A 24,152-nucleotide genomic window follows, 5' to 3' on the forward strand; every position below is an offset into this window, starting at 1 on the left:
GTCGTTCTGCCTCGCGAACTACAAAGTTCGCGCTACTCCCCTGCTATGCATCTCTATCTTCCTCGTCGCCACCGCCGCAAACTGTTGTTACCGCCGGGCCTGCTGGCGCTGACGGGGCTGCTGTGGCTGGGAAGCGTGGCTATTCGGTCGTGGCGGGAAAAGCTGAGGAGGAAGGCCGTAGTGCAGTTGACTATGCCCCCGAGACCAGATTCAGATACCATTTTCCATACCTCTTCATTTTCAAATCCGCTAAGAATCCCATTTCTCTATTCACAACTATATAAGCTATACAAATGGCGGGAAGTAGAATTCAACGGCAATGCTGCACATGACTCTTTATCCGCATTGCTGATTTCGCAAAATATCCAAGCAATGCGCGCCGATACAATTCCAAATTGCGGGATACGTGTCGTGTTCACATCGAAAGTAAGCTACAAAGGCTGGGTGAAACTGATTGATTTGATGACTCTGAATGACCAGAAGAAATACCTTTTCGACATGTATCACGGTCCGCTTACTTTGTATGTTCTGGTGGATGAGTACAGCCCGCAAGCAGCGAGGACAGATGAACCTCAAATGTTCTGCGGAACCATGGCCACCATGCCCCCAGCCAATTATAAGTTCACTCCTGTTGGTTATTGGTCCGTTTCCTACTTCACCAGAATTGGCCATTGGCTGGCCGCGCTGTGGAAACCGGAAGTAAAAAACACCTCCTGGTACACTTCAGCAATCGGCACGGGCACCGAGTACGATATAACGCTAACCTTAGAAAAGCAGTACCTACCGCACTTTCTGCGTAGTATTCCGCGTCAGATATTTACCCTCAGTTGCTCGGAGTGGGGTGTCCAATTTCTACTGATTATTGGCATGTCTGCCATAAGTTGGCGGAAATTGAAGCGCCAATTGCAGCCTAGCTGACCATTATGCCTGCCCTTTCACCCGACCTGCGCCGTGCGCTTTTCAGCCTGCCCGAACGGGAAAAGGACCAGCTTCTGGCCCGCCTCGTGGCCCAGGATGCCGTACTAACGGAGCAGCTAGCCTACCGCTTGCTCGAAGGCCCCGACGCGCTGGAAACCCGCCGCGCCGCGCTCCGCACCCTGGTCGATGACCCCGTACGCGGCTACCACCCAACCCCCAACGACCTGCTGGTGATTCTGCGGCAGCTACAGGCGCGCCTGGCGTACCACGCCCGCATTACCGACGACGCTTTTGGCGAAGTGGAGCTGAGCTGGCGCCTGCTGGCCAACGTATTTCGGCACCAGGCAGCGGCCACCGCGCGCCTGCACGGGCCCACCCAGCCGCTGCTTCAGCACCTCACCAAGCGCACCCAGGAAGCGCTGAAACAAACCGCTCGCCTTCACGCCGATTACCACCTGGAGCTGGCCGAAACGGCCAATGCCGTGCTGGCGGCCCTGTGGCAGTCGGGCGCGGCCCCGCTGGCGCGGGAGGCGGGGCTGCCCCGCTCCTTTGGCGGCTAAGCCGCGTTTTTATGGAATCTTTTCCCGGCCATCTACAGTACACTACGGTAGTTTGACGCTGCTTTTTCTGCTGCCTATGTCCGCCATCAACATCCCCGATTACCCCCGCGACCCGCGCCTGTCGGCCGCCGACCTGCACCAGGCCCTGGACGAGCTGGACGCCAAAATCAAGACCCTGCACAGCCGGGCCCATGCCACGGTAGCGGGCTCGACCAATACCTACGAAGCCCACGCCACCGCCCTCGAAGCCAAGCGCGCCCGCTTGGCGGAGCAGCTTCGCCAGGCGGGTAGCGCCGACGCCAACCCCGAGCCCAGCGTGTGGACCAGCATTCGCCGCAGCATTGCCGAACTCGGCGACGAAGTGCGCGACGCGCTGTAGATTTTTACCCACAGCTTTCTTTCTGCTATTTCCATTTGTTCGTTTTTAACCCCGCCAGCCATGAAAAAGCTTTTTCTTCTCCTGCTAGTCCTGTTCGGGCTTGCCGATACCGCTTCGGCCCAGGCCAAACCCAAAGTCAAGGCACGGGCCTTTAAACACACCTCGGAGTCCGGCAAAGGCAAAACCGAACGGATGCACTTCCGGCAAGGCCGAAAGCACCGGTCTACGCTGGACCTGACCCCTGGCAAGCTGGAAAAATTCAAGAGTGCCAAAGCTAACAAGAACTATACTTTCCCCAACCCGCACAAGTAAGCACAGGCCGCCGTTTCGCAAAAACGGCGGCCTTTTTGTTGAACTGGCTATGGTTGGAACGGGCGTTGTAGTGCTGCCACTACGCAAACGGGTATATTTACTCAAGCAATAATTCCAGCTATTCTGCCTGATGAAAAACACGTTACGCCTGCTCATCTGCCTGACTATTACGGTTCTGCTTCTGGCCCAGTCGGCCGTTGCTGCGCCGCCCACCGTGCCCGGCCAGTTGGCCCTCAAGCTGCGCCCCGGTCAGCATCCCGCCGTTCTGGAAGCGGTTCTGCTGAAGCTGGGCGCCAGCGGCCTGCGCCAGAAATTTCCGCACACGCTGGCGCCCAACCCCGAAACGCCCGGCAGCGTGGATTTGCGTGGCATCTACCAGTTTCAACTTCCCCTCACGGTGTCATTAGCCCAGGCCCGTGCTGTGCTGCTGGCCACCGGCGCGGTGGAATACGTGGAGCCCTTGTACATCCGTCAGCCGCAGTACCAGCCCAACGACCCGCTTTCGGACTCCACCATCACCAGCCTGTCGGCGGGCCAGTACTACCTCAAGCAAATCAAGGCCTACCGGGCCTGGGACGTGACGCCCGGCGACAGCTCCATCGTCATCGGCATCACCGACGGCGGGGTGCGGCTGACGCACGTCGAGCTGGCCCCGCAGATTAAGCACAACTACGCCGACCCCGTCAACGGCCGCGACGACGACGGCGACGGCTACATCGACAATTTCACCGGCTGGGACCTGGCCAACAACGACAACGACGCCGGCTACGACATCACCATCATTCACGGCACGCTGGTGGCCGGCGTGGCCGCCGCGGCCGTGAACAACGGCCACGGCATTGCCGGCGTGGGCAACCGCAGCCGGTTCATGCCCCTCAACATTTACCCCAACACTGCCACCGGCACCTTTGCCGGCTTCGAGGCCATTGTGTACGCCGTGGACCACGGCTGCCAGGTGGTGGTGATGGCCTGGGGCGCGCCGGGCGGCTACTCGCGCCTGGAGCAGGACGTGTGCACCTACGCCGCCGTGAACCGCGACGCCGTGCTGGTAGCCGCCGCCGGCAATACCAACGCCGACCTGCTGTTCTACCCCGCTTCCTACGACCATGTGCTTTCGGTGTCGGGGGTCGACAACTTGGACCGAAAAACCGGTGCCGCCACATTCAGCCACCGCGTCGACTTGGTGGCGCCCGGCACCAGCATCCTCACCTGCTACGGCTACCACCTGGCCAACAGCGGCGGGCCGGCTGATGACGACTACACGGCCGTGGGCGGCACCTCGTTTTCGGCGCCCATGGTGGCCGGTGCGGCGGCGCTGGTGCGGCGGCGCTTCCCCGCCTACAACGCCGCGCAGGTGGCCGCCCGCCTGCGCCAAACCACCGACAACATCGACGGCATACCCGCCAATGCCGCCTGGGTGGGCCGCCTCGGCACCGGTCGCCTCAACATGGTGCAGGCCCTCACCCGCCCCAACGTGCAGGAGGCCCGCGTGGTGAGCAGCACGTTTGCGCCCGCCCGCGCCGCCTACGCCCCTGGCGATACCCTGCGCCTCACGGCCGACGTGCAGAACCTGTTGCAGCCCGTGGCGGGGCTCACGGTTACGCTCACCTCGCTCTCGCCCTTCGTCACGGTGCGGCAGGGCAGCTTTGCAGTAGGCAGCCTGGCTACGCTGGCCCGCGCTAATAATGCGGCGGCGCCCTTCCGGCTGGCCGTGGCTGGCAGCGGCATTCCACTCAATACCACCGTGTCGCTGCGCTACCGCCTCACGGCCACCGGCGGCTTCCAATACGACCAGTACGTGGACCTCGTGCTGAACCCCGACTACGTGGTGCTCGATGCCAACGACCTGGCCGTGACGCTCACCAGCCGCGGCAATCTGGCCTACGACAACCTGGCCGGCACCATCGGGGCGGGCCTCACCTACCGCACCAGCGGCAACATTCTCAGCGAAGGCGGGCTGATGCTGGCCACCAGCCCCACCCGCGTGTCGGACCGCATCCGCAGCAGCGGCGGGCAGTCGCGGCAGTCGTTTTTCAGCCTCCGACAAGCCACCCGCCAGCAGCCCGGCCCCCGCGCCGACCAGGAAGCCCGCGTGGCGTTTCAGGACACCGTTCCGGTGGTGGGCAGCCGCGTGCGCAGCCTGGGCGTGGCCGTGCGCCAGCGCGCCTACGCCTGGGCCACCCCCGCCCGCCGCGATTTTGTGCTGCTCGAATACTCCATCCGCAACCTCACCGCCGATACCCTCAAGCCCCTCTACGCCGGCATTTTCACCGACTGGGACTTGCCCAACCCCGACGGAGCTGCGCAAAACGCCGCCGCCTGGGACAGCACCCGCAACCTGGGCTACTGCTACGCCGTGGGCCGTATTGCGCCCAGCGTGCCCGCCCAATACGCCGGGGTGCGGCTATTGCGCGGGGGCGCCCCGGCCGTGTATTCCATCAACAGCGCTGCCCCTGCGGGCTCTCCCATTCGCCTGGCCGATGGTTTTTCAATTGCCGAAAAATTTCTAAGCCTGAGCAGCGGCACGGCCCGTGCCCAACGCACCGCCGGCCTGCCCAACGGCGCCGACGTGGTGCAGGTAGTAGGCACCCGCCTGGCCCGCCTCGCGCCCGGCGATTCCACTACCGTTACGTTCGCGCTGCTGGCCGCGCCCTCCCTGGCGCAGCTCCAGGCTTCAGCCGATGCGGCAGCCCTGGCCTACACCACCCTATTGCCCACGCGCACGGCCAGTCAAGCCGGCTTCTCCGTCTACCCCAACCCAACCACTGGCCTGTTGCAAGTGGAAGTGCCGGTGGACTTTGGGCTGCGGGAAGTGCAGGTGCGCGACGCCTTGGGTCGGCTTGTACTACGTCGCGAGGCCACCGGCCGGCAGGTGGACCTGCGCTTGCCTGACTTGGCCCCCGGCTACTACACGCTGCAAGCCATTGGCGAGGCTGGAGTAGCTGTGCGGCCGGTGACCGTCGAGTATTAGCGGGGCCGGCGAAACACGGACCCATGCCCTGACAGCTGCAGCCTGAGCCGAAAAACAACGCCGTGAATCAGCATGCCGCCTGTATGAATCCCTGAAATTCCTATTGATTTGCATATTTTACAAGAAACAGTTCCGCGACCATTTTCTCACTTCACTTCCCTTCATATGTATGACAAACCGATTTACGCTTCTGATTATTCTGGCCCTCTCGGCGCTTAACTGGCCGGCTGTCTTGCTGGCCCAAACCTTGGACCCCGCCTTTCAGCCCACCTTGCTGAAGGCAACCTACACGGCGGGCCTGCAAAGCGCTCCGCAGTTTGTAGTGGCGCAACCTGATGGCAAGCTGCTCGTGAGCGGCGGCTTCGATTTCATGAACGGTACGATATCGGGCAAAATCCAACGCCTGAACCCGGACGGAACCGTTGACTCTGGCTTTAACGCCGGCGGAGTGGGTGCCAACGGCTTCGTGGCCGCTATGGTGCTGCAACCTAACGGCAAAATCATGATTGGCGGCGGCTTTACGGCCTACAACGGCGTGCCTGCTTTCACGGTGGCCCGGCTCAATGCCAACGGTACGCTGGACACGTCGTTCTCGCCCTCGGGGCCAATGGCCACCGTACGCCGGCAGGTGGGGGCCCTGGCCGTGCAGCCCGATGGCAAAATTCTGGTGGGCGGCAGCGGCAGCCTCAGCACCGGCCTGCCCGATGGTGGCCTCTACCGCCTCAACACCGATGGCACCCCTGATGCAACGTTCAACATCGGTACCGGCGCTTCCAGTACGGGGGCTTTTGTCCGGAGCCTTTTCGTGCAGGCTGATGGCAAAATCCTCGTCGGAGGCTTGTTCACCGCCTTTAGCGGCCAAACCGTTGGCAACCTGGTGCGCCTGAACTCCAACGGCAGTCTGGATACTGGTTTTGCCATCGGCACAGGCTTCGATAGCACTGTGCGCACCATTGCCCAGCAGGCCGACGGCAAGCTCCTGCTCGGCGGCAGTTTTGCCACCCTCAACGGCCAGGCGGCACCCCGGCTGGTGCGGGTGCTGCTCAACGGCACCCTGGACAACACGTTTGCCGCCACCACAGGGGCGGGCACGGTGTACAAAGTACTGATTCAGAGCAACGGGGGTGCCCAGTTCAACGGCAGCATCGTGTATTGCGGCTCCTTTACGCAGGTGAATGGCCAAACTCGCAACCGGCTGGCGCGCGTGTTCGACAACGGCACTCCGGACGCGAGTTTTGGCGCCGGGGCCGGTGCTAATAACATTGTTTCGGAAGTGGAACAAATAGGTACGGGCCAGTTTGTAGCCGCCGGCTATTTTACGCAGTTTGATGGCTTGGCCAAGACCGGCCTGGCCCGCGTGACAGCCACCGGGGCCAACGAGCCCAGCTTTACGGCTACGGCCGAAGTTCGGGGCACGGTTTCTTCGGCCATCCCCCTCACGTCGGGCCAATTGTTGGTAAGCGGCAATTTCACCGACTTTAACGGCACCGCCGCAGGGTCCTCGCCGGTGCGGCGCCTCAATGCCAACGGCACCCTGGACGCCAGCTACTCCACCACTTATAGCCCGGTCTTTAACGGAATGCAGCCGGATGGCAGTTTCTATACGTACACCGTTTCGGGCACCCAGTATTTGTTTCAGCGCGTATTACCCTCGGGTGCTCTGGATAACACCTTTACCGGACTCCTGTTCGGCTCTACTGCCGTGGTAAACCCGGCACCCGTGCAGGGCCTCACGGTGCAGCCCGACGGCCGCATTCTGGTATATGGCAATTTTACTACCTTCGGGGGAGCAGCCCGCAACGCCATTGCCCGGCTCAATGCAAATGGCACGCTGGACAATGCTTTTTTGCCCCCGGCCAGCACGGTTACCCGCTATATCGGAGGGGCCAGTGTTCAGCCCAGCGGCAAGATTGTCTTCACCTACGTCGAAGCCGGCACGGGCGCCGCAGTGGGTACGCTGCTGGCCCGCCTGAACCCGGATGGCACGCTCGACAATACATTCAACATCGGCACGGGCCCCACGGCCGGGTCTGCCTATTCGATACTGATGCAGCCCGATGGCAGGTTGCTCCTTGGTGGCAGCTTCACGAGCTTCAACGGCCAGTCCACTCCGGTTGGCTTGGTTCGCCTCGACGTCAATGGCGCCATCGACAACACCTTCGCCCCGACTACTGCCGCCAGCCTCTATCTCATTCAGCCCGACGGACGCATCCTGGCCAAAACCGGTACCCTCAACGGCACCGACGCCCTTGTGCGCCTCAATGCCAATGGCAGCCTCGACACCTCGTTCCCGGCGGTGAGCATTCCGCTGGCCATTTTCAGCGGCGACGACACTTTTTTCGGGCTTGCTCTGCAGCCCACCGATAGCAAAATCATTGTGTACGGTAACTTCCGTTCGGTAGCCGGGCAGCCACGCATCGGCCTGGCCCGCCTCACCAATACGGTGCTGGCGACCCGTTCGGCGGCGTCCCTGCTGCCCCTGGTGGCCTACCCCAATCCCACCAGCCAGCGCCTCACCGTGCTGCTGCCCGCTTCGGCAAAAGCCGGTGAGGCCGTGCTGCTCGACCTCACCGGCCGCGCCGTGCGCAGCTGGCCCCTGCCCACCAGTCAGCCCGAAGCAACGCTTGACCTGAACACGGTAGCTGCCGGCGTGTACGTGCTGCGCATTCCCGGTACTACCGACACCTATCAGCAGAAAGTAGTAGTAACCCACTAGGGCCCCGCTTATTTTTCTGTGGAAAGGGCCGCCGTACTACCCAGTACGGCGGCCCTTTTGGTTGAGGTAGCCCTACCGCTTTCTGAAGCACCGCGCAACTCATACCGTCCACAGGTCCTTCCAGGCGGTAGTGTAGAGGGGCGAGCGGTGCGCAGCGCGGCCGGCCCAGGCCGGTTGCTGGGGCTGGCCCACCCGGTTTTTGGCCACTCCGGCAGCGGCCAGCCGCACCAGTTGCCGACCAAACCGGGCGTTAAGGGAATCCACCGTCATCATTAGCCGGTGGCTGCGCTGCTGCTCGGCGGCCGTGCCGGAAAACAGGCCCAGCTGCCCCTGCCCCGCCGGCTCCAGCCCGCTGAAAAGCACTCCGGCCCGGTAGTAGGCCACGCCGGTGCGGCGCAGCTGGCGCAGGCCGCGCAAGGCAGCGCGCGTGAGTTCGCCGAGGTCGTTGGTGCCCGTGGGCAGGCTGACAACGGTCGTAAACGTTTTGGGCCCAGCATCGGCGGCGTGTTTATCGGTGCCGAGCAACACCGTTACCACGTGTGCCGCGAGGCCATGCCGGCGCAGCTTTTCCGCCGCCTTAGCGGCGAAGGTGGCCACGGCTTCGGCCAGGGCGGCGGCCTCGTGCTGCGGCCGGCCAAACGAGCGGGTGCACGTCAGGCTGTGCCGGTGGGCGGTGCTGGGTTGCAGGTGGTCGTCCTCGTCCCATTCGGCGGGGTTCCATTCCAGGCACGGCTGGCCGTGCAGCTCCCGCCACAGGCGCTGGCCCACCACGCCGCCCAGGTGGCGGCGCAGCCAGGCCTCGGGCAGGGCCGCCAGTTCGGCCCCGGTGCTGATGTTCATTTCCCGCAGCTTGCGGGCATAGCGCCGCCCCACGCCCCAAATGCTTTCGACGGGCGCCTGGGCCAGCGCCGCTTCCCATTGGGCCGGGGTTTCGAGCACCAAAACCTTGTGCTCGCCGTGCTTATCAGCCAGTCGGTTGGCCAGCTTGGCCAGTGTTTTGGTGGGCGCAATGCCCACGCAAGTGGGGATGCCGGTGTGTTGCCGTACGGTGCGCTGCACCCGTTGGCCGTAGGCCATTAGGTTGGGTGCCAGCAGGTTCATACCCCGAAAATCCAGAAAGGCTTCGTCGATGGAGTACACTTCGACGCCTGCCGCAAAATGGCTGAGCACCTGCACCACGCGCCGGCTCATGTCGCCATACAAGGCGTAGTTGGAGGAGAAAACCTGTACCCGATGCTGCTCCAGCAGCGGGCGCACCAAGTGGTAGGGCTCGCCCATTTTCAGGCCCAGCGCCTTGGCCTCGGCGGAGCGGGAAATCAGGCAGCCATCGTTATTTGACAGCACCACCACCGGCCGGCCCTCCAGCCGCGGGGCAAAAACCCGCTCGCAGGACACGTAAAAATTGTTGCCATCGACCAGCGCGTACATAGATGTTTACCTGAGGTTGGACGGTGGATAGCTGCCACTCGCCGATTTACTGAAATCAGTTAAAATAGCTATTACACTTTTGTTGAGTACCCAGGCTACCGCCCTGGCCGCCACTACCGCCTTAGCCATGGCCCAGCGAATGAATAACGTGCGTGACTACGCCCCATACCACCAGCTCCATGTCGTGCACCACGGCTAGGGGCGGGTAGCGGACGTTTTCGGCCACCAGCCAGGGCTGGCCGGCGCGCAGCTGCAGACGCTTGAGCGTGTGCTCGCCTTCTACCACGGCCACCACAATGCTGCCGTGGCCGGGGCGCAGGGCCCGGTCCACGGCCACCAGGTCGCCGGGGTGGATGCCGGCCCCGGTCATGGAATCGCCGCTCACGCGGGCCAGGAACGTGGACGCCGGGTTGCGAAATAAATGCCGCGTAAGGTCAAACGGACCTTCCAGATGGTCGTCGGCGGGCGAGGGGAACCCAGCGGGTATTGGGCAACCAAAAAGTGGCAGCGTCCGAGTCTCCAGCTGAGCTGCCGAAATAAAATCGTGAAGGGATGCAAGCATAATACTTTCCGTGCGTCTATCCTGATGCAACGGGACTGCTATTTACTAATTAATTTAGTTTATTGTTGCTTCCCGGCTTTTGCAATCCAGTCATCTACGCCCAACGTACATCCGTTCACTTCACGAAAAAATCATGCGTGGCTTTTATTCTCAGGCTGTTTATCCTTAAAAAGAAACAGAAAAATAATTTTACCAAATTTTTTAGTTTTTCTTAAAATTCGTATCTTTGGCCATGTCAAACGTCAAGCTCCCTACGCCGCTGCCTTTGCAGCAATTTGCCCGTTGCGTGAACGACGCGCAACGCCCGGCCGACTACGTTGGCGACTGGCCCGAAGCCGGCCGCGTGTACGCCGTGCGAGTGCTCCCCCATGTGCGCACTGGCCTGCCGCAGGTGCACGTACTCGGCTTCTACGCCGAGCGCCCCTACGGTGCCTTCGCCGCTCACCGCTTTGAGCAGGTGGCCGATGTGTGGCTGAACTAGGCCCTGCCGGCCGTCAGCCCGATGGTTTCATCCCTAATGGCCCCGTTGGCTTTGCAGCCGGCGGGGCCGGTTTGCGTCTGGGCGGTATCTCTTGGGTGTAGGGGCGGGGCCTGCCCCCGCCCGTCGTCGAACGATACCGGCGCAATGGTGGGCGGGGGCAGGCCCCGGGCAATTTGGCTCTTACCGACCGTACAAGTGAAAGATGCCTTTGTCGGAAGGCGTCCAGAGGCAAGCTTTCTGGCCACTGGCTTTCAGGGCGTTATTGGTCCAGGTGTTGCAGGTGTAGAGGAAGCTGTACACGCGGTGGGCTTCGTAAAAGGCATCGTCGCGGCCGTAGCTGTGGCCTTGGATGTGCTGCACCTGGCCGGCGGCATTCAGGGCAAAGCTGCGCTGGATGTAGGCAATGAGTTGGGCGTACTCGGCCCGGCTGAGCTGGAGCGGGATGGTGTTGGGTCCCGGCGTCATGCTGTGGAAGTAGGTAGTGTGCATGGCCGCGGAACCCAGCCAGAACGCGGCCACGAAGGCGGTGCTGAATTTGAGGTCGGCCCAGGTGGGCGTGTCGAGGTAGAAGCCTTTATCGCCCCAGCCGAAGGCAATGTAGCGCATGGTGCTGTCCTGCGAGGGAATATTGGCAATGGGCAGCGACTGGCTCCAGTCAATCTGGCTGTTGCGGATGGGCAGCACAATGTCGGTGTGCACGCCGTTGGTGTGCAGGTAAACCGTGACATCGGTGGGGGCATCGGGCGTGGCTTTGGCTACCGGAATGCGCGAGAGCACCAGCGCCGCCACAAAGTACAGGGCAATGAGTGCGAAGAAGCCGATGAGGACGTAGCCGAGCACGCGCGCAGTGTGTTGGATGAATAAGGGCATAAAGATGGAGAAAAGTACCCGCCGCGCCCGGCACAAACCCCGGCAGTAGCAACAGCTCCCGCCCCTATACGGCGGAGTCCGGCCACCGTTGGCAAGCGCGGCGGCCAGTACTTTTGCCAGGCTGCCCCATCTACTGGGTGCGGCCCATCTGCCCATGTGGACTTCTCCCGCGACCCGGCTGGCTGCCCTCGAAGCCGACTGGCGCCAACCAACGCCGCGCTTTCACAACTTCCCGCTCATTGCGCGCTACCATGCGGCCGAGCAGGCCCGCCCCGCCTACCACCGCCTCGACGACCAGACCTGGACCGACCTCAACGGCGAGGAGTTGTTTGCTTTGCTCGACGGAACCGTCAGCCGCGTGGGGCAGCAGTGCCTGTACCACCGCCTCCTGAGCCCTCTGAACGATGAGGCAGCTTTGCAGGAATTCGACCAAGCAGCCCAACTCTTCGCCGAGGCCGCCCCGCGCGGTAAAGCCTTGCTGGCCCTCAGCCACCTGACCTCCACGGAAGCCTACTACCTGCCCGACCTGCTGACCGGTAACCCCTTGCCCGAGCTGAAATGGACGGCCGCCGCGCCGGCCTTGGTGCTGTTGCTACTGGCTACGGTGGTGGGCGGCTTCTGGCAGCCGGCGCTATGGCTGGGTTCGATGGGGTTGTTTCTGGTACATACCTTGTTGCATTTGTCGTACCGCACGCGCATTGCGGCGGGGGTGCGGCCCATGCTTCAGCTCGGCGGCCTGTACCGGGCGGGCAAGGAATTGGTGGCGCTGGGCCTGCCGCTGGCCGGGCTGCGTGGGCTGGCTACGCCCCTGGGCCGCCTCGGCGCCATTGTGAACAAGGTGGCGTTTTTGCAGTTCGAGGGCCAGTTGCAGTCCGACCTTTCTATGCTGCCGTGGTTGCTGCTGCAATACGCCAAGATTGTGCTGCTGCTCGATTTTATGGTGTACCACAGCTGTCGGCAGCAAGTAGAGCAGCACGCGGGCGCCATCCGGGCCGTGTTTGAGGGCGTGGGCTATGCGGACTGTGCCGTGGCCGTGGCTGGTTTTCGGGCGCGGCACCCGCACTGCACGCCGCAGTTTGAGGCAGCGGGCACCGGCCTGCACCTCGCCGACGCCTACAACCCGCTGGTGCCCGGCTGCGTGCCCAATACCCTGACGGTGCACGACCACAGCGTGCTGCTCACCGGCTCCAATATGTCGGGCAAAACCACGTTTATGCGCACCGTGGGCCTCAATGTGCTGCTGGCCCAAACCATTGCCACCTGCCCGGCAGCGGCATACGTCGCGCCGTTTCGGCGGGTGGTGTCCAGCATCAACCTCGCCGATAATCTTCCCGAAGGCAAGAGCTATTATTTTGCCGAAGCCGAAGCTGTGCTCGGCTTCATCCGGGCCGCCGACGCGGTGCCGGGCGGCTACCTGTTCATCCTCGACGAACTGTTCAAAGGCACCAATACCGTGGAGCGCATTGCCGCTACCCAAGCCGTGCTGGCGCATTTGCAGCCGCGCAGCCTGGTGCTAGCCTCCACGCACGACGGCGAGCTGGGCGGCCTGCTGGCTCCCATGTTCACCGAATACCACTTTTCCGAAACCGTGACCGAAACGGACTGGTTCTTCGACTACCGCCTCAAGCCCGGCCCGCTCACCACCCGCAACGCCATTCGGCTGCTGGCCCGCGCCGGCTACCCAGCCAGCATTGTGCAGGCCGCACAAGCCCTGAGCCACGCCCTGGCCCCAGCCGAAGCAGCGCCGCAGCCCGGCAGCCTCCCCGAGTAGCGCCGCCCAGCCGCCGCGCTACACCAGGTCGCAATACCAAAATCCGGTGTCAAAGGGGCTGGGGTCGTCGCCGTCACCGCACTCGTAATCGGAGTCAGCAGCCTTAGGGGGCGGCGTGTATTTTCGGTACACGATTTCGCCCTTCTCAAAAGCCACCGGCTCCCGAAACAAGGGTCCGTCGAACACAAAGGTGTGGAACTCGCCGTTCTCGCCGCACGGGTCCACATGGGCTGGCAAGTCCCGCAAAAAGTCCTCATCAATTACCCGGCCCACAAAGCTTTGGTCCAGGTATTTCTCGTTGACGCAGGTGGTGATGGTTTTGAATCCCAGGCCGATAAACTCACGAATGAGCTCCGCCGTGGGCACGCCCCACAGCGGAAATACGGCCTCCCAGCCGGCGGCGGCCAGCTTTTCCTCGCGGTAGCGCCGCAAGTCTTCCAGAAAGATATCGCCGAAAATGGCCGCCGTGGCGCCCTGGCCTTGCAGGTCGTGCAGGGTGGCCGCCATCAGCTCCTCATAGGCAGTCATGCTGGGCATTTCGGGCAGCAGCAGTTGGCGGCAGGGTAGCCTGAGGCTGGCCGCCTGCTGCTGAAGCAATGCTACCCGCACGCCGTGCATGGACACGCGCTGGTAGGGTTCGCTCACGGTGGTGAGCAGGGTTTGCACATCGAAGCGGCCGCTTTGCTGCACTTTGTAGAGCGCCAGGGCCGAATCCTTGCCGCCGCTCCAGTTGAAAATTGCCGGTTGTTTCATGGGTGCACAAAGTAACTCCCCGATGCCGGCAACTTTTCGGCGCGCCAGCCGAACAAGCAGGATATGCATTTTTCAATCATTACCCCCACGCACCAGCGCCGGCCCCTGCTACCCGAAGCCGTGGCCAGCGTGCGCGCCAACGTGAGCGCTCCGCTCGACTTTTCGCTGGAGCACCTGATTTACGACAACGGCTCGCGCGATGGCACGGCCGCCTACCTGCGCGAGGCCGCCGCCCAGCCGGGCCCGCTGCTGCGCCACTGGCACACGCCCGGCCGGGAGCTGGCGGGCCGGGCCCGCAATGAGCTCATTCGCGAAGCGCCGGCGGAGGCCTGGCTGGTGCCGCTCGACGACGACGACATCATGCTGCAGCGCACCCTCTTCCATTACGCCAGCCAAATCGATGCCAACCCCGGCCGTCCGTGGTTCGTGGCCGATTTTCTGCGCGTGGACGAGCAGGGCCGCTATCTGCCCAACGAGGATTATTACGCCTGGGTGTTCGACTCGCCTACGGCCATGCTCCAGGCCATTTTCAGGGGCGAGCATTTCATCCAGGGCAACGTGTGCTACAGCCACGCTTTTTTCGACCAGGTGGGCGGCTACGACGGAGAGCTGAAAATGGCCGAGGACCTGGACTTGTACGTGCGCTTTCTGCTGGCCGGGCAGTTGCCGGTGGTGTGCCCGCACATCAGCCACCTGCACCGCTTCCACGCCAGCAACGTGAGCATTGGGGTGGATGCGGCCAAGCATACGGCCGACCTGCGGGTCATTTACCAGAAATACGCGGCGCAATTGCGGGCGCTGGAAATAGCGGAACCGGGGAAGTAGCCCGCCTGTCGGCTAAGCAAAGCAAGGCCACGCTCCAACCCAGAGCGTGGCCTTGCTTTGCCGGGACTAGGCCGGAAACGGTGCGCTCCCTATTTTTGAGTTTTACCCGCTCATGGCCTCCCCTACTCCCGAAACCGCCGAAGTATACAGCATCCCGGCCGCCTACCGGAAGATGGAAAACACGCACATTCTGTTCTGGCTGCTGAAAGACATTGCCTGGTGCCTGGTGTGGCGTCCGTTGGGCCTGCTGATGGTGCTGCCTACTCTGGGCATTGCCATTGTCATTGCCTGGCGCACCCGCGCCTATGCTTCGGAGCTGGCGCACAACCTGGCCATCGTGTTCTGGATTACCGCCAACTCGCTCTGGATGAGCAGCGAGTTTTTCGGCTTCGACACCGTGCAGATAACCCCGCACATCACGGGCAAGCACCTGGCGCTGGTGCCCTTCCTGACCGGGCTGGGCATTCTGCTATATTACTACCTCGTGACGAAGCCCCGCGAAGACCGGGCCGCCGAAGTAGCCACGCTGTAAGTAGCGCGAACATTATGGTTCGCGTCCTCGCGCCGGCTGGGTTTCCGCCTAGCGCGCGAACCACAATGTTCGCGCTACATTTCGCCCATGACTTCCGACGAACACCAAGCTCAAACCGAGCTTCAGGACTGGCAGCAGCGCATGCAGCAGCCACCCTCACGGCTGAACAATTTTGCCCACCGCGTGCAGGTTCGGCTCAATGCGTTTCTGCCCGAAAAACTGCACCAGGCCATTACCGCCGCCATCAAGCAGATGGTGCGGGGCGTGCTCTTCGGCTCGCGCTACACCACCAGCCGGCCGCTGGCCGATGCCTCACTGGCCTTTCGCGAGCGTGAAGTGCAGGCCCGCATCCGCGACTACCGCACCATGGCCACGGCCGAAGGTGCCGTGACCGGGGCGGGTGGCTTCCTGCTCGGACTGGCTGATTTTCCGCTGCTGTTGGGCCTGAAAATCAAGTTGCTGTTCGACATTGCGGCCCTCTATGGCTACGATGTGCACGACTACACCGAGCGGCTGTACCTGCTCTACGTGTTCCAGCTCACGTTCAGCAGCCAGCACACCCGCAACGCCACCTACCGCCGCCTGGCCAACTGGGACGCCTACCGCCTCACCCTGCCGCTGAACCCGGAGGAATTCGACTGGCGCACCTTTCAGCAGGAATACCGCGACTACATCGACCTGGCCAAAATGGCCCAGCTGGTGCCCGTCATCGGCGCGGCCGTGGGCGCCGTGGCCAACTACAAGCTCATCGAACAGCTCGGACACACGGCCATGAACTGCTACCGCCTGCGCCACTTTGCGGCGGCCGATGAACTGTCATCCTGAGCGCAGCGAAGGACCTTATCACCGCTGAACGGCCATTACGCTGGCGTGAAAAGGTCCTTCGCTGCGCTCAGGATGACCGATAGGCACCCGAGGCCGACTAACTCAGAACCTGTTTAGGAAGTCGCTGTCGCGCGCCAGCGACTTCCTAAACAGGTTCTCAACCAGCTTCCTTACCTTATAGCCGACTCTGTTCCTATTTTCGAGTAATTTTAAGTTCTCGACTCCGCTGAGTCATTGGCGGCAGCGAGTTCGCTAGTGGCTTTGAAACGCACCAAACACACGACTGAATACGGCACTCAATCCTCTTGCTTGCTGTGGTAAAATAGTCAATGAGCCAGCCTTCTTCTCTTCCTTCCGCAACTTTCGCTTCGGTTACCGGCGTGTGGACGCCAGCCCATTACGCCAATCCGGAAGCGCCCGTGTCGCAAACGGCGGTAGCACTGGGACAGCAGCTCGCGTTGGCCCTGTTCCACCTGCAGGGCCTATGCGTATTCGACCACCGCGCCAAGCAAACGTCGTTTGTTTCGACCGGCGTGGAACGGCTGCTGGGCTATTCGGCGGAGGAGTTCACCACCGATTTCCATTATTCGCAAATCCATCCCGACGACGCGCCCATCGTGACGGAAGCGACGCGCCTGCTCAACCAGTACATCATCGAGCGGCTTGATAACCCCCTGACGGGCATGGTTTTCTCCGTCGATTACCGGCTGCGCCACGCCCAGGGGCATTGGCTGCGGGTGCTGCGCCAGAGCTTTATTCTGGAACGCGAGCCCAACGGCGCCATGATAGCCGCTGCGGCCATCCTGACCGACATCACCGCGCACAAAGTCACCAACGACGTTCGGTTTCATGTGAACCGGCCGGATTTCGCCGCCTTCGTGCGCCATGCGCAGCGCAAAGCCCTGCCCACGGCTCTGAGCGCCCGCGAGCAGGAAATTGCCGTGATGGTGGTGGAAGGAATGACCAGCCGGCAAATTGCCGAGCGCCTGTTTCTGAGCACGGCTACCGTGCAAAAGCACCGAAAAAACATTCGGCACAAGGTGGGCTCGCAGAGCATCCACCACCTGCTTCAGCACCTGGACGAGCGGCCCTAGCGACTCCGCTTCCTCAATCGCCGAGCATATCCACCAGCAGTTGCGCGTTATCATTCTTTTCTTGGATGCTTACGCGCACCCGGTAGTCGGCGGCCACGGGTTGGCCGTTCACCACCTGCGGCAGCCAGGTGGTGGGCAGGTTGCGCAGGCCCGATAAGACGAAGTCTTCGAACGCATTGGGCCGTACGTTCACCGCCAGCGCCAGGCGGGTTTGCCGGCCGGCGGCATCCACCGAAAACACGAATTCTGCATTGCCCGTCTGATACCTTTTTAGCTGTGAAAAGGCAATAAGGTGGTGGTGAATGGCATCCCCGAGCAGGTACTTGCCACCCACGTACAGCAACGGGTGATTTTCGGCAACGGCCGGGCCGCTCACGGGCGCCTGCGCGTTCCGGCGCCAGTACACCAGTTGGTGGGTCGACTCGTTGATTTTCTGAATGACGTTGTGTTGGGCATCGTAATACACCCAAACGCCCGCTTTTACCCCCGCGTAGTTCATGCCCTTGGCCTGTAAGATGGCCGAAGTATCGACCACCGAAACCAGCAAGCCGGCCTTGGTTTTGCGGCCATTGGGGACCGTTTCTACTTCGCCGTGACGTTTTATCCAGTAGCAGTGATAGTACTGCCACAAGCCGTCGGGTAGCCCGGCGTAGTAGCTGCCTTTGCTTAGCAGCTTGTTCCACGGGTATTCATCCGAGAAGCTTCGCCATTCGCCTTCTTTCAACCCGTTTTCGTAGCTGCCGGCTTCCAGCACCGCCACCCCCGCAAAACGGCCCAGCGGACGGTACCGGATGTAGGGGCCCTGCCGGATGGTTTTGTTGTTGTTTAAAACACCGTATTCTTCTACCACGCCATCCCTGTTTTTCGTCTGCACAGACAGGGTTTCCCGCTGGGCCAGCACTTCAGGACTGCTGACCACAAATGACAGCACGAGCAACATCACAGTCGGTTTCATTCTGGCTTCTTCGTCCCGGAAGCTCCAAATTACGAACCCCTATTCAGAAGCACAAGCGGCACGGGACGTGCCTGCACGGTTCGCCCGGTTGCCGTGGGCTTTGAGCCCCAAAAAAACCAGAAAATGCAGGCCAACCGTCCCGTGATTGGCAATGCGGTGCGGCAGGCCCGGCAATATGCGCAGCCTCGCCTGCGCTCCCACCGCCGTTTCCTGGCTGCCAGGGCCTCATTTCCAGCGCCACGCCAGCCCAGACTGCTTATCATTTTCGCCTCATGTACTCAGGGTAAGTTTGTTACATCACTTATGATTACCCCGCTCCTATGAACAAGCTCCTGCCCCTGTTTGCCGGGCTATTGTTGCTGGCCGCGCCGCCCTGCATCGCCCAAAACCGCCTGCTAAGGCCTGCTGCTTACGCAGACGAGCATGCCGAGCCCCGCGTCGACTCGGTTCGGCTGCAAACCACTGCCCTGACGGCCTATATCACCGATATGCTCCGCCTCAGCCGTCGCCAGCAGGTGGCGGTGCAGCGCTGCGTGGGCCATCACCTGGCCCAGCTCGACTCGCTTCACTGGCAGCCTGCGGGCACCCTTCCCGTTTGCCTCGAAACGCGGGACGCGCTTACCCGGCAGTACTACGCTGCGTTGCATACGGTGCTCACGCCAAGCCAGAACCGTAGTTTCTTGCTACTAAAAGAGTATCAGCCACTCGCCGAACCCAACACCAGCTGGCTGGCAGTTGACCACCGCTAATAGACGGGCGCCCACAATTCCTGTATGGTTTGTTCTAAACCAACGGCGCGTGGCCATTTGCGTCGAAGTCTTCTTCCATAACAGTCACGGCCAAGGCAAGGCCGCACCCGGCGGAGCCTACTTCTATTTATTGGCACGCGTAGTTTTCGCCCGAAAAAATGCGTCGGTTTTGCGGTTAAATTCATCGGCATGCTCCTGCAAGGTGGCGTGGCCACTGTCCGGCACTATCCACAGCCAGGCGCGGGGCAGGCTGCGGTAGATGGCCACCGTATGCTCCGGCCGAATCACGTCGCGGTCGCCAGCAATAATGAATGCCGGCACCCAGATTCGCCGCAAGGCTGAAAGCGAAATATTGGGCTGAAACACATCCAGGCAAAACACCTTCCAGTCATTCTTGCGCTTGGGGTCGGTGAATTTCACGTTCTTGTTTTCCTGGTAGCCGCGTTGCTGCTGGCGCCACAGGCTGGGCACCAAGGCAGTAGAATCGGGCCAGAGGTTGGCGCCGGTAGCCACCAGCCGCTTCACCTTCTCGGGGTGGCGCAGGGCCAGCACCAGCGCATTGATGCCGCCGTCGCTCCACCCCAGCACATAAGCCGAATCGATGCGCAAGCTGCTGAGCAGGCCCGCGAAGTCATCGGCCATCATCTCGAAGCTTAGCGAATCGCCCGGGTCCACGGACTTGCCGTGGGCGCGGCTGTCCACGGCAATGATGCGGTAGCGCTGGGCGAAATAGGCAATGTTCTTCGCAAAGGCCGAGATGTTGTCGCCGTTGCCGTGCAGCAGGAGCAGCGGCGGGCCCTGGCCGTAGGTTTCGTAGTACAGCTTCACGCCGCGCACCAGCTGGTAGTGCCCGGCGGCGGGGTTATGGCCGTAGGGGATGGCGGGCTGGGCGGCCGCCAGGAATTGACAAACAAGCAGGCAGATGCAAAGCAGGCAGGCTTTCACGGTGCGTAAAGCTCTGCAATACTTGTCCAGAAACAAAACGGCCGCCCCGGTTTCGCGAGGCGGCCGTGGCAGCTTAAGCTACTGGCTGACGGTAATTACACCGTCTGGCCCGCTTCTTTCAGGCGAATCAGGTTCAGGGCCGAACCGGCCTTGAACCACTCAATCTGGCCCTCGTTGTAGGTGTGGTTGAGGGTGATGAGGTCGGTGTCGCCGTCGGCGTGGTGCAGGCGGGCCTGCAGGGGCTTGCCGGGCTGGAAGTCCGTCAGGCCGAGGATGTCGATGGTGTCGCCTTCCTCAATCAGGTCGTAGTCGGCCTTGTTGGCGAAGGTGAGGCCGAGCATGCCCTGCTTCTTCAGGTTGGTTTCGTGGATGCGGGCGAAGCTCTTCACAATCACGGCGCGCACGCCCAGGTGGCGGGGCTCCATGGCGGCGTGCTCGCGCGAGCTGCCTTCGCCGTAGTTCTCGTCGCCAATAACCACGGTGCCGATGCCCAGGCTCTTGTAGGAGCGGGCCGACTGGGGCACGGTGGTGTAGCCGTCGCCCTGCACCGCGAAGTTGCGCACCGAGTTGGCCTCGCCGTTGAAGGCGTTGGTGGCCCCGATGAGCATGTTGTTCGAGATGTTGTCGAGGTGGCCGCGGTATTTCAGCCACGGGCCGGCCATCGAAATGTGGTCGGTGGTGCACTTGCCCTGGGCTTTGATGAGCAGGCGCAAGCCCTTCAAATCGGTGCCTTCCCACGGCTTGAACGCTTCGAGCAGCTCCAGACGGTCCGAGGTGGGGCTCACCAGCACCTGCACCGTGCTGCCATCAGCAGCAGGGGCCTGGAAGCCGGCATCTTCCACGGCGAAACCGCGGGGCGGCATTTCCACGCCCTGAGGCTCGTCGAGCTTCACGGGGCCATTGGTGCCTTGCAGGGTGTCAGTGAGGGGATTGAAGGTGAGGTCGCCGGCGATGGCGAAGGCCGTCACGATTTCGGGCGAGGCCACGAAAGCGTGGGTGTTTGGGTTGCCGTCGTTGCGCTTGGCAAAGTTGCGGTTGAAGCTCGTGATGATGGAGTTGCGGCGCTTGGGGTCGTCGGTGTGGCGGGCCCACTGGCCGATGCACGGGCCGCAGGCGTTGGCCAGCACCACGCCGCCCATATCGGCAAAGGTGTCGAGAAGGCCGTCGCGGGCCACCGTGTAGCGCACCAGTTCCGAGCCGGGCGTGATGGTGAACTCGGCGTTCACGGTCAGGCCTTTATCAACGGCCTGCTTGGCAATGCTGGCGGCGCGGGTGATGTCCTCGTAACTCGAGTTGGTGCACGAGCCGATGAGGCCCACTTCCAGCTTCTCGGGCCAGCCGTGCTCTTTCACGGCGGCGGCGAACTGCGAGATGGGCCAGGCGGCGTCCGGCGTGAACGGGCCGTTCACGTAGGGCTCCAGCGTGTTGAGGTCGATTTCGATGAGCTGGTCGAAGTAGCGCTCGGGCTGGGTGTACACCTCGTCGTCGGCGCGCAGGTGCTGGCGCACGGCGGCGGCGGCTTCGGCAATTTCGGCGCGGCCGGTGCCGCGCAGGTAGTCGCCCATTTTCTCATCGTAGGCAAACACCGAGGTGGTGGCACCAATTTCAGCGCCCATGTTGCAGATGGTGCCTTTGCCGGTGGCCGAGAGGCTCTCGGCGCCCTCGCCGAAGTACTCCACGATGGCGCCGGTGCCGCCCTTCACGGTCAGGATGCCGGCCACGCGCAGAATCACGTCCTTGGCCGAAGTCCAGCCGTTCATCTTGCCGGTCAGCTTCACGCCAATCACCTTCGGGAATTTCAATTCCCAGGCCATGCCGGCCATTACGTCCACGGCGTCGGCGCCGCCCACGCCGATGGCCACCATGCCCAGGCCGCCCGCGTTGGGGGTATGCGAGTCGGTGCCAATCATCATGCCGCCGGGGAAGGCGTAGTTTTCAAGCACCACCTGGTGGATGATGCCGGCGCCGGGCTTCCAGAAGCCGATGCCGTACTTGTTGGAAACCGAGGCCAGGAAGTCGTACACCTCCTTGTTTTCGGTGTTGGCTTCGGCCAGGTCCTCGGTGGCGCCGTCTTTGGCCTGAATGAGGTGGTCGCAGTGCACGGTGCTGGGCACGGCGGCCGTGGGCTTGCCGGCCTGCATGAATTGGAGCAGCGCCATTTGGGCGGTGGCGTCCTGCATGGCCACGCGGTCGGGGGCGAAATCGACGTAGGAAACGCCGCGCTCATAGGCCTGCTTTACTTCGCCGCCGTAGAGGTGGGCGTAGAGAATTTTCTCGGTGAGGGTGAGCGGGCGCGCCACGGCGGCGCGGGCCGCCTCGATGCGGGAACCCATGCCGGCGTACACGGCGCGAATCATTTCCAGGTCGAAAGCCATAGGATGCGTGTTATTATAAAGAGTGGTGGCGCAAATGTAGCACCCACGGGAAGTTGGACCTAGCCGAAAGCGGGTTTGTGTGGTAAGCTTTAGCTTGCCGGAGGGATTAACGCAGGTTTTGCGAATGGCGTTCTGGCAGTTTTCACCGCAGAGGGGGCAGAGGGTTTCGCAGAAGAGTCGCGGAGGGCGGGCGGCAACCTAATGCGCGCGGGCCGGGTTGTGCCTGCATTGGACATGGACATTACATTTGCTCAAACACTCTTGCCTTATGGAAACCCAGGCCGTCGAAATTATTGAAAACGAGGTAGTTCTCGAAGAAGCCAGGTCGCTAAACCATTCTCGGCTCATTCATCGCATCAGTATGGCGCTGCTGCCTTATGAAGAACAGTACGATATTTTGCCTGAGCTGGAATTTGAGCTAAGCGCCGGACGGTTAAAGCCGGATGTAGCTCTTTTGCCGCGCCAACAATACGATTATCGGCGCGATGTACTACGCGTCGTGCAACCTCCAGTGACGGCTATTGAAATCCTATCACCGACCCAATCTTTTGATTATTTGGTCGGAAAAATTCAGGATGAATACTTGACAAGTGGCGTGCAGTCGGCGTGGCTGGTGCTGCCGCGTGTCGGCAATATATACCTATTTCTACCGGGTCAGCCGCCGCAGGTTTTCACTAGCGGCCTCCTGCGTGACCCCGCCACCCAAATAGAAATCAATCTTGACACCCTTTTCCGCTAAGCCAATGCGTGTTGGATTCCAAACACTTTCAGCTACCATCACGCTAGGCTTGGGCCTCGCCGCCTGCACCTCCAACACAGCTACTTCCGAAACGGCTGCTACCAGCGGCGCCACGGCCCCGGTGCTCACGCCCGGCCCGTGGCGCGGCGTGCTGGCGGCGCAGGGCCAGGAAATCCCGTTCCTGTTCGAGGTAAAAACCGAAGCCGGCAAGCTGGTGGTCTACCTCATTAATAAAGGCCTGAATGGCGAGGAGCGGCTGCGCTGCGAGGAAATCTCCTCGGCCGGCGACTCCACGACTATCCGCATGCACGCCTTTGATGCCGCGCTGGTGGTACGCGCCGATGGCAAGGACAAGCTGAAAGGAATATGGGTGAAGTATGACTCGAAGACGCCGTACCGGGTGCCGCTGACCGCAACTCAAGGGACAATGCTGTTCCCTGCCCGCGAAGCTGATGATTGGGGTGATTTTAATGGCACGTGGCGGACTAAATTCAAGGGTGATGACAATGAGACTTACGAAGCAGTAGGTGTTTTCAAACAGGAAGACCTACATAGAGCACCCGTAACCGGCACGTTTCTCACGACTACAGGAGACTACCGCTATTTGAATGGACACCGATTCGGTAACCGAATAGAATTGACGACTTTCGATGGTAGTCATGCTTTTCTGTTCACAGCAGATAAACAGCCTGATGGCATACTGAAAGGCGACTTCTACTCCGGCAAAGCGGGCCATGAAACCTGGACGGCCGTGCCCGACCCCAACGCCAAGCTGCCCGATGCCGACACCCTCACCTATCTCAAAAAGGGCGAAAGCCGGCTGAATTTCAAGTTTCCAAACGTCGTTGAAGGCGGCAGCATCTCCCCTACCGACCCGAAGTACCGGGGCAAGGTGGTGGTACTGCAAATCCTGGGTTCGTGGTGCCCCAACTGCATGGACGAAACCAACTTCCTGGCGCCGTGGTACGAGAAGAACAAACAGCGCGGCGTGGAAATTATCGGCTTGGGTTACGAGCGCAGCCCCGAATATGCCAAGGCCGCGCCCAAGCTGCGCAGCATGCGCGAACGGTTCCACATGGGCTACGACGTGGCCTTTGCCGGCGTGGCCAATAAGGACTCGGTGGCCAAGTCGCTGCCGCAGCTGGCCAAGTTCCTGGCCTTCCCCACCACCATATTTCTCGACAAGAAGGGCAACGTGCGAAAGATTCACACGGGCTACTCAGGACCGGGCACGGGCAAGTACTACGCAGAAGAAACGGCGGCCTTCAATAGAGAAATCGACAAGCTGCTGAAGGAATAAGCAGCAACGCCGCCTGGCTTTCGCTGGCCCCTTCTCGCTGCTGCCCGCTACGTGGCCGGCAGTTGGGAAGGGGCCATTTTATTTCCGCAAAC

General features: G+C 61.9%; 22 protein-coding genes. 15 read left to right on the forward strand and 7 right to left on the reverse strand.

The window, feature by feature from the left end; translation table 11 throughout:
* Positions 1 to 45 precede the first annotated feature (45 nt).
* The 6 genes from JKL48_RS06275 (at position 46) to JKL48_RS06300 (ending at position 7,856) form a co-directional block, all read left to right on the forward strand.
* Positions 46 to 918 carry a hypothetical protein gene (locus JKL48_RS06275; protein WP_201980073.1) on the forward strand — a complete coding sequence of 291 codons (873 nt, stop codon included), beginning with the start codon at positions 46 to 48 and terminating at the stop codon, positions 916 to 918.
* A gap of 5 nt (positions 919 to 923) precedes the next feature.
* Positions 924 to 1,478, forward strand: a complete 555-nt coding sequence (locus tag JKL48_RS06280) for a hypothetical protein (protein WP_201980075.1) — start codon at positions 924 to 926, stop codon at positions 1,476 to 1,478.
* 76 nt (positions 1,479 to 1,554) lie between these two features.
* Positions 1,555 to 1,857, forward strand: coding sequence for a hypothetical protein (locus JKL48_RS06285; protein WP_201980078.1), 303 nt, complete (start codon positions 1,555 to 1,557; stop codon positions 1,855 to 1,857).
* Positions 1,858 to 1,917: 60 nt separating this feature from the next.
* A complete protein-coding gene (locus JKL48_RS06290) occupies positions 1,918 to 2,169 on the forward strand; it encodes a hypothetical protein (protein WP_201980081.1) in 252 nt (83 codons plus the stop codon).
* Positions 2,170 to 2,299: 130 nt separating this feature from the next.
* On the forward strand, positions 2,300 to 5,140 hold the full coding sequence (locus JKL48_RS06295; protein WP_201980083.1) for a S8 family peptidase: 2,841 nt from the start codon (positions 2,300 to 2,302) through the stop codon (positions 5,138 to 5,140).
* Between the two features lie 169 nt (positions 5,141 to 5,309).
* Complete coding sequence (locus JKL48_RS06300) at positions 5,310 to 7,856, forward strand: T9SS type A sorting domain-containing protein (RefSeq protein ID WP_201980092.1); 2,547 nt, start codon at positions 5,310 to 5,312, stop codon at positions 7,854 to 7,856.
* Positions 7,857 to 7,955: 99 nt separating this feature from the next.
* On the opposite strand, the gene JKL48_RS06305 is transcribed toward JKL48_RS06300, so the two are convergent.
* Both JKL48_RS06305 and JKL48_RS06310 read right to left on the reverse strand, forming a co-directional pair.
* Entirely contained in the window at positions 7,956 to 9,284 is a 1,329-nt protein-coding gene (locus JKL48_RS06305) for a Y-family DNA polymerase (protein WP_201980094.1), read from the reverse strand.
* Positions 9,285 to 9,405: 121 nt separating this feature from the next.
* Positions 9,406 to 9,846: a LexA family protein gene (locus tag JKL48_RS06310; protein WP_201980096.1), complete on the reverse strand. Its 441-nt coding sequence runs from the start codon at positions 9,844 to 9,846 to the stop codon at positions 9,406 to 9,408.
* 232 nt (positions 9,847 to 10,078) lie between these two features.
* Here JKL48_RS06310 and JKL48_RS06315 point away from each other — a divergent pair, with 232 nt between their 5' ends.
* Positions 10,079 to 10,327, forward strand: a complete 249-nt coding sequence (locus tag JKL48_RS06315; RefSeq protein ID WP_201980098.1) for a hypothetical protein — start codon at positions 10,079 to 10,081, stop codon at positions 10,325 to 10,327.
* Positions 10,328 to 10,507: 180 nt separating this feature from the next.
* On the opposite strand, the gene JKL48_RS06320 is transcribed toward JKL48_RS06315, so the two are convergent.
* Positions 10,508 to 11,197, reverse strand: coding sequence for a TIGR02117 family protein (locus JKL48_RS06320; RefSeq protein WP_201980102.1), 690 nt, complete (start codon positions 11,195 to 11,197; stop codon positions 10,508 to 10,510).
* Between the two features lie 154 nt (positions 11,198 to 11,351).
* Here JKL48_RS06320 and JKL48_RS06325 point away from each other — a divergent pair, with 154 nt between their 5' ends.
* Positions 11,352 to 12,968, forward strand: a complete 1,617-nt coding sequence (locus JKL48_RS06325) for a MutS-related protein (RefSeq protein ID WP_201980104.1) — start codon at positions 11,352 to 11,354, stop codon at positions 12,966 to 12,968.
* Between the two features lie 18 nt (positions 12,969 to 12,986).
* Here JKL48_RS06325 and JKL48_RS06330 read toward each other — a convergent pair whose 3' ends face one another.
* Complete coding sequence (locus JKL48_RS06330; RefSeq protein ID WP_201980107.1) at positions 12,987 to 13,721, reverse strand: adenine nucleotide alpha hydrolase; 735 nt, start codon at positions 13,719 to 13,721, stop codon at positions 12,987 to 12,989.
* Between the two features lie 63 nt (positions 13,722 to 13,784).
* Between JKL48_RS06330 and JKL48_RS06335 the strand changes: the two genes are divergently transcribed.
* The 4 genes from JKL48_RS06335 (at position 13,785) to JKL48_RS06350 (ending at position 16,997) form a co-directional block, all read left to right on the forward strand.
* Positions 13,785 to 14,546: a glycosyltransferase family 2 protein gene (locus tag JKL48_RS06335; protein WP_201980110.1), complete on the forward strand. Its 762-nt coding sequence runs from the start codon at positions 13,785 to 13,787 to the stop codon at positions 14,544 to 14,546.
* 112 nt (positions 14,547 to 14,658) lie between these two features.
* Positions 14,659 to 15,078 (forward strand): hypothetical protein, encoded by a 420-nt coding sequence (locus JKL48_RS06340; protein ID WP_201980112.1) that lies wholly within the window; start codon positions 14,659 to 14,661, stop codon positions 15,076 to 15,078.
* Positions 15,079 to 15,165: 87 nt separating this feature from the next.
* Positions 15,166 to 15,903: an EcsC family protein gene (locus JKL48_RS06345; protein WP_201980114.1), complete on the forward strand. Its 738-nt coding sequence runs from the start codon at positions 15,166 to 15,168 to the stop codon at positions 15,901 to 15,903.
* 329 nt (positions 15,904 to 16,232) lie between these two features.
* Positions 16,233 to 16,997 carry a LuxR C-terminal-related transcriptional regulator gene (locus JKL48_RS06350; RefSeq protein ID WP_201980118.1) on the forward strand — a complete coding sequence of 255 codons (765 nt, stop codon included), beginning with the start codon at positions 16,233 to 16,235 and terminating at the stop codon, positions 16,995 to 16,997.
* Between the two features lie 13 nt (positions 16,998 to 17,010).
* Here JKL48_RS06350 and JKL48_RS06355 read toward each other — a convergent pair whose 3' ends face one another.
* A complete protein-coding gene (locus tag JKL48_RS06355; protein ID WP_201980121.1) occupies positions 17,011 to 17,952 on the reverse strand; it encodes a toxin-antitoxin system YwqK family antitoxin in 942 nt (313 codons plus the stop codon).
* A 320-nt stretch (positions 17,953 to 18,272) separates the two neighbouring features.
* Here JKL48_RS06355 and JKL48_RS06360 point away from each other — a divergent pair, with 320 nt between their 5' ends.
* The gene (locus JKL48_RS06360; RefSeq protein ID WP_201980125.1) at positions 18,273 to 18,701 is read left to right on the forward strand and encodes a hypothetical protein; all 429 of its coding nucleotides are present in this window, start codon (positions 18,273 to 18,275) and stop codon (positions 18,699 to 18,701) included.
* A gap of 123 nt (positions 18,702 to 18,824) precedes the next feature.
* Here the strand turns inward: JKL48_RS06360 and JKL48_RS06365 are convergent, their stop codons facing one another.
* Together JKL48_RS06365 and JKL48_RS06370 are read right to left on the reverse strand one after the other, a co-directional pair.
* Complete coding sequence (locus tag JKL48_RS06365) at positions 18,825 to 19,646, reverse strand: alpha/beta fold hydrolase (protein ID WP_317191901.1); 822 nt, start codon at positions 19,644 to 19,646, stop codon at positions 18,825 to 18,827.
* Positions 19,647 to 19,741: 95 nt separating this feature from the next.
* The gene (locus tag JKL48_RS06370) at positions 19,742 to 22,021 is read right to left on the reverse strand and encodes an aconitate hydratase (protein WP_201980135.1); all 2,280 of its coding nucleotides are present in this window, start codon (positions 22,019 to 22,021) and stop codon (positions 19,742 to 19,744) included.
* A 268-nt stretch (positions 22,022 to 22,289) separates the two neighbouring features.
* On the opposite strand from JKL48_RS06370, the gene JKL48_RS06375 reads away from it, so the two are divergent.
* Positions 22,290 to 22,760: a Uma2 family endonuclease gene (locus tag JKL48_RS06375; RefSeq protein ID WP_201980138.1), complete on the forward strand. Its 471-nt coding sequence runs from the start codon at positions 22,290 to 22,292 to the stop codon at positions 22,758 to 22,760.
* Positions 22,761 to 22,764: 4 nt separating this feature from the next.
* Positions 22,765 to 24,060, forward strand: a complete 1,296-nt coding sequence (locus JKL48_RS06380; RefSeq protein ID WP_201980140.1) for a TlpA family protein disulfide reductase — start codon at positions 22,765 to 22,767, stop codon at positions 24,058 to 24,060.
* The last annotated feature ends 92 nt before the right edge of the window (positions 24,061 to 24,152 follow it).

It is taken from the genome of Hymenobacter rubidus, from assembly GCF_016734815.1.
In the GTDB taxonomy this organism is placed as follows: Bacteria; Bacteroidota; Bacteroidia; order Cytophagales; family Hymenobacteraceae; genus Hymenobacter; species Hymenobacter rubidus.

Excerpts from the sequence above, each read along its gene's own strand:
- JKL48_RS06275 (WP_201980073.1), top strand. The coding sequence starts at position 46 with ATGCATCTCTATCTTCCTCGTCGCCACCGCCGCAAACTGTTGTTACCG.
- JKL48_RS06280 (WP_201980075.1), top strand. The coding sequence starts at position 924 with ATGCCTGCCCTTTCACCCGACCTGCGCCGTGCGCTTTTCAGCCTGCCC.
- JKL48_RS06285 (WP_201980078.1), top strand. The coding sequence starts at position 1,555 with ATGTCCGCCATCAACATCCCCGATTACCCCCGCGACCCGCGCCTGTCG.
- JKL48_RS06290 (WP_201980081.1), top strand. The coding sequence starts at position 1,918 with ATGAAAAAGCTTTTTCTTCTCCTGCTAGTCCTGTTCGGGCTTGCCGAT.
- JKL48_RS06295 (WP_201980083.1), top strand. The coding sequence starts at position 2,300 with ATGAAAAACACGTTACGCCTGCTCATCTGCCTGACTATTACGGTTCTG.
- JKL48_RS06300 (WP_201980092.1), top strand. The coding sequence starts at position 5,310 with ATGACAAACCGATTTACGCTTCTGATTATTCTGGCCCTCTCGGCGCTT.
- JKL48_RS06305 (WP_201980094.1), bottom strand. The coding sequence starts at position 9,284 with ATGTACGCGCTGGTCGATGGCAACAATTTTTACGTGTCCTGCGAGCGG.
- JKL48_RS06310 (WP_201980096.1), bottom strand. The coding sequence starts at position 9,846 with ATGCTTGCATCCCTTCACGATTTTATTTCGGCAGCTCAGCTGGAGACT.
- JKL48_RS06315 (WP_201980098.1), top strand. The coding sequence starts at position 10,079 with ATGTCAAACGTCAAGCTCCCTACGCCGCTGCCTTTGCAGCAATTTGCC.
- JKL48_RS06320 (WP_201980102.1), bottom strand. The coding sequence starts at position 11,197 with ATGCCCTTATTCATCCAACACACTGCGCGCGTGCTCGGCTACGTCCTC.
- JKL48_RS06325 (WP_201980104.1), top strand. The coding sequence starts at position 11,352 with ATGTGGACTTCTCCCGCGACCCGGCTGGCTGCCCTCGAAGCCGACTGG.
- JKL48_RS06330 (WP_201980107.1), bottom strand. The coding sequence starts at position 13,721 with ATGAAACAACCGGCAATTTTCAACTGGAGCGGCGGCAAGGATTCGGCC.
- JKL48_RS06335 (WP_201980110.1), top strand. The coding sequence starts at position 13,785 with ATGCATTTTTCAATCATTACCCCCACGCACCAGCGCCGGCCCCTGCTA.
- JKL48_RS06340 (WP_201980112.1), top strand. The coding sequence starts at position 14,659 with ATGGCCTCCCCTACTCCCGAAACCGCCGAAGTATACAGCATCCCGGCC.
- JKL48_RS06345 (WP_201980114.1), top strand. The coding sequence starts at position 15,166 with ATGACTTCCGACGAACACCAAGCTCAAACCGAGCTTCAGGACTGGCAG.
- JKL48_RS06350 (WP_201980118.1), top strand. The coding sequence starts at position 16,233 with ATGAGCCAGCCTTCTTCTCTTCCTTCCGCAACTTTCGCTTCGGTTACC.
- JKL48_RS06355 (WP_201980121.1), bottom strand. The coding sequence starts at position 17,952 with ATGAAACCGACTGTGATGTTGCTCGTGCTGTCATTTGTGGTCAGCAGT.
- JKL48_RS06360 (WP_201980125.1), top strand. The coding sequence starts at position 18,273 with ATGAACAAGCTCCTGCCCCTGTTTGCCGGGCTATTGTTGCTGGCCGCG.
- JKL48_RS06370 (WP_201980135.1), bottom strand. The coding sequence starts at position 22,021 with ATGGCTTTCGACCTGGAAATGATTCGCGCCGTGTACGCCGGCATGGGT.
- JKL48_RS06375 (WP_201980138.1), top strand. The coding sequence starts at position 22,290 with ATGGAAACCCAGGCCGTCGAAATTATTGAAAACGAGGTAGTTCTCGAA.
- JKL48_RS06380 (WP_201980140.1), top strand. The coding sequence starts at position 22,765 with ATGCGTGTTGGATTCCAAACACTTTCAGCTACCATCACGCTAGGCTTG.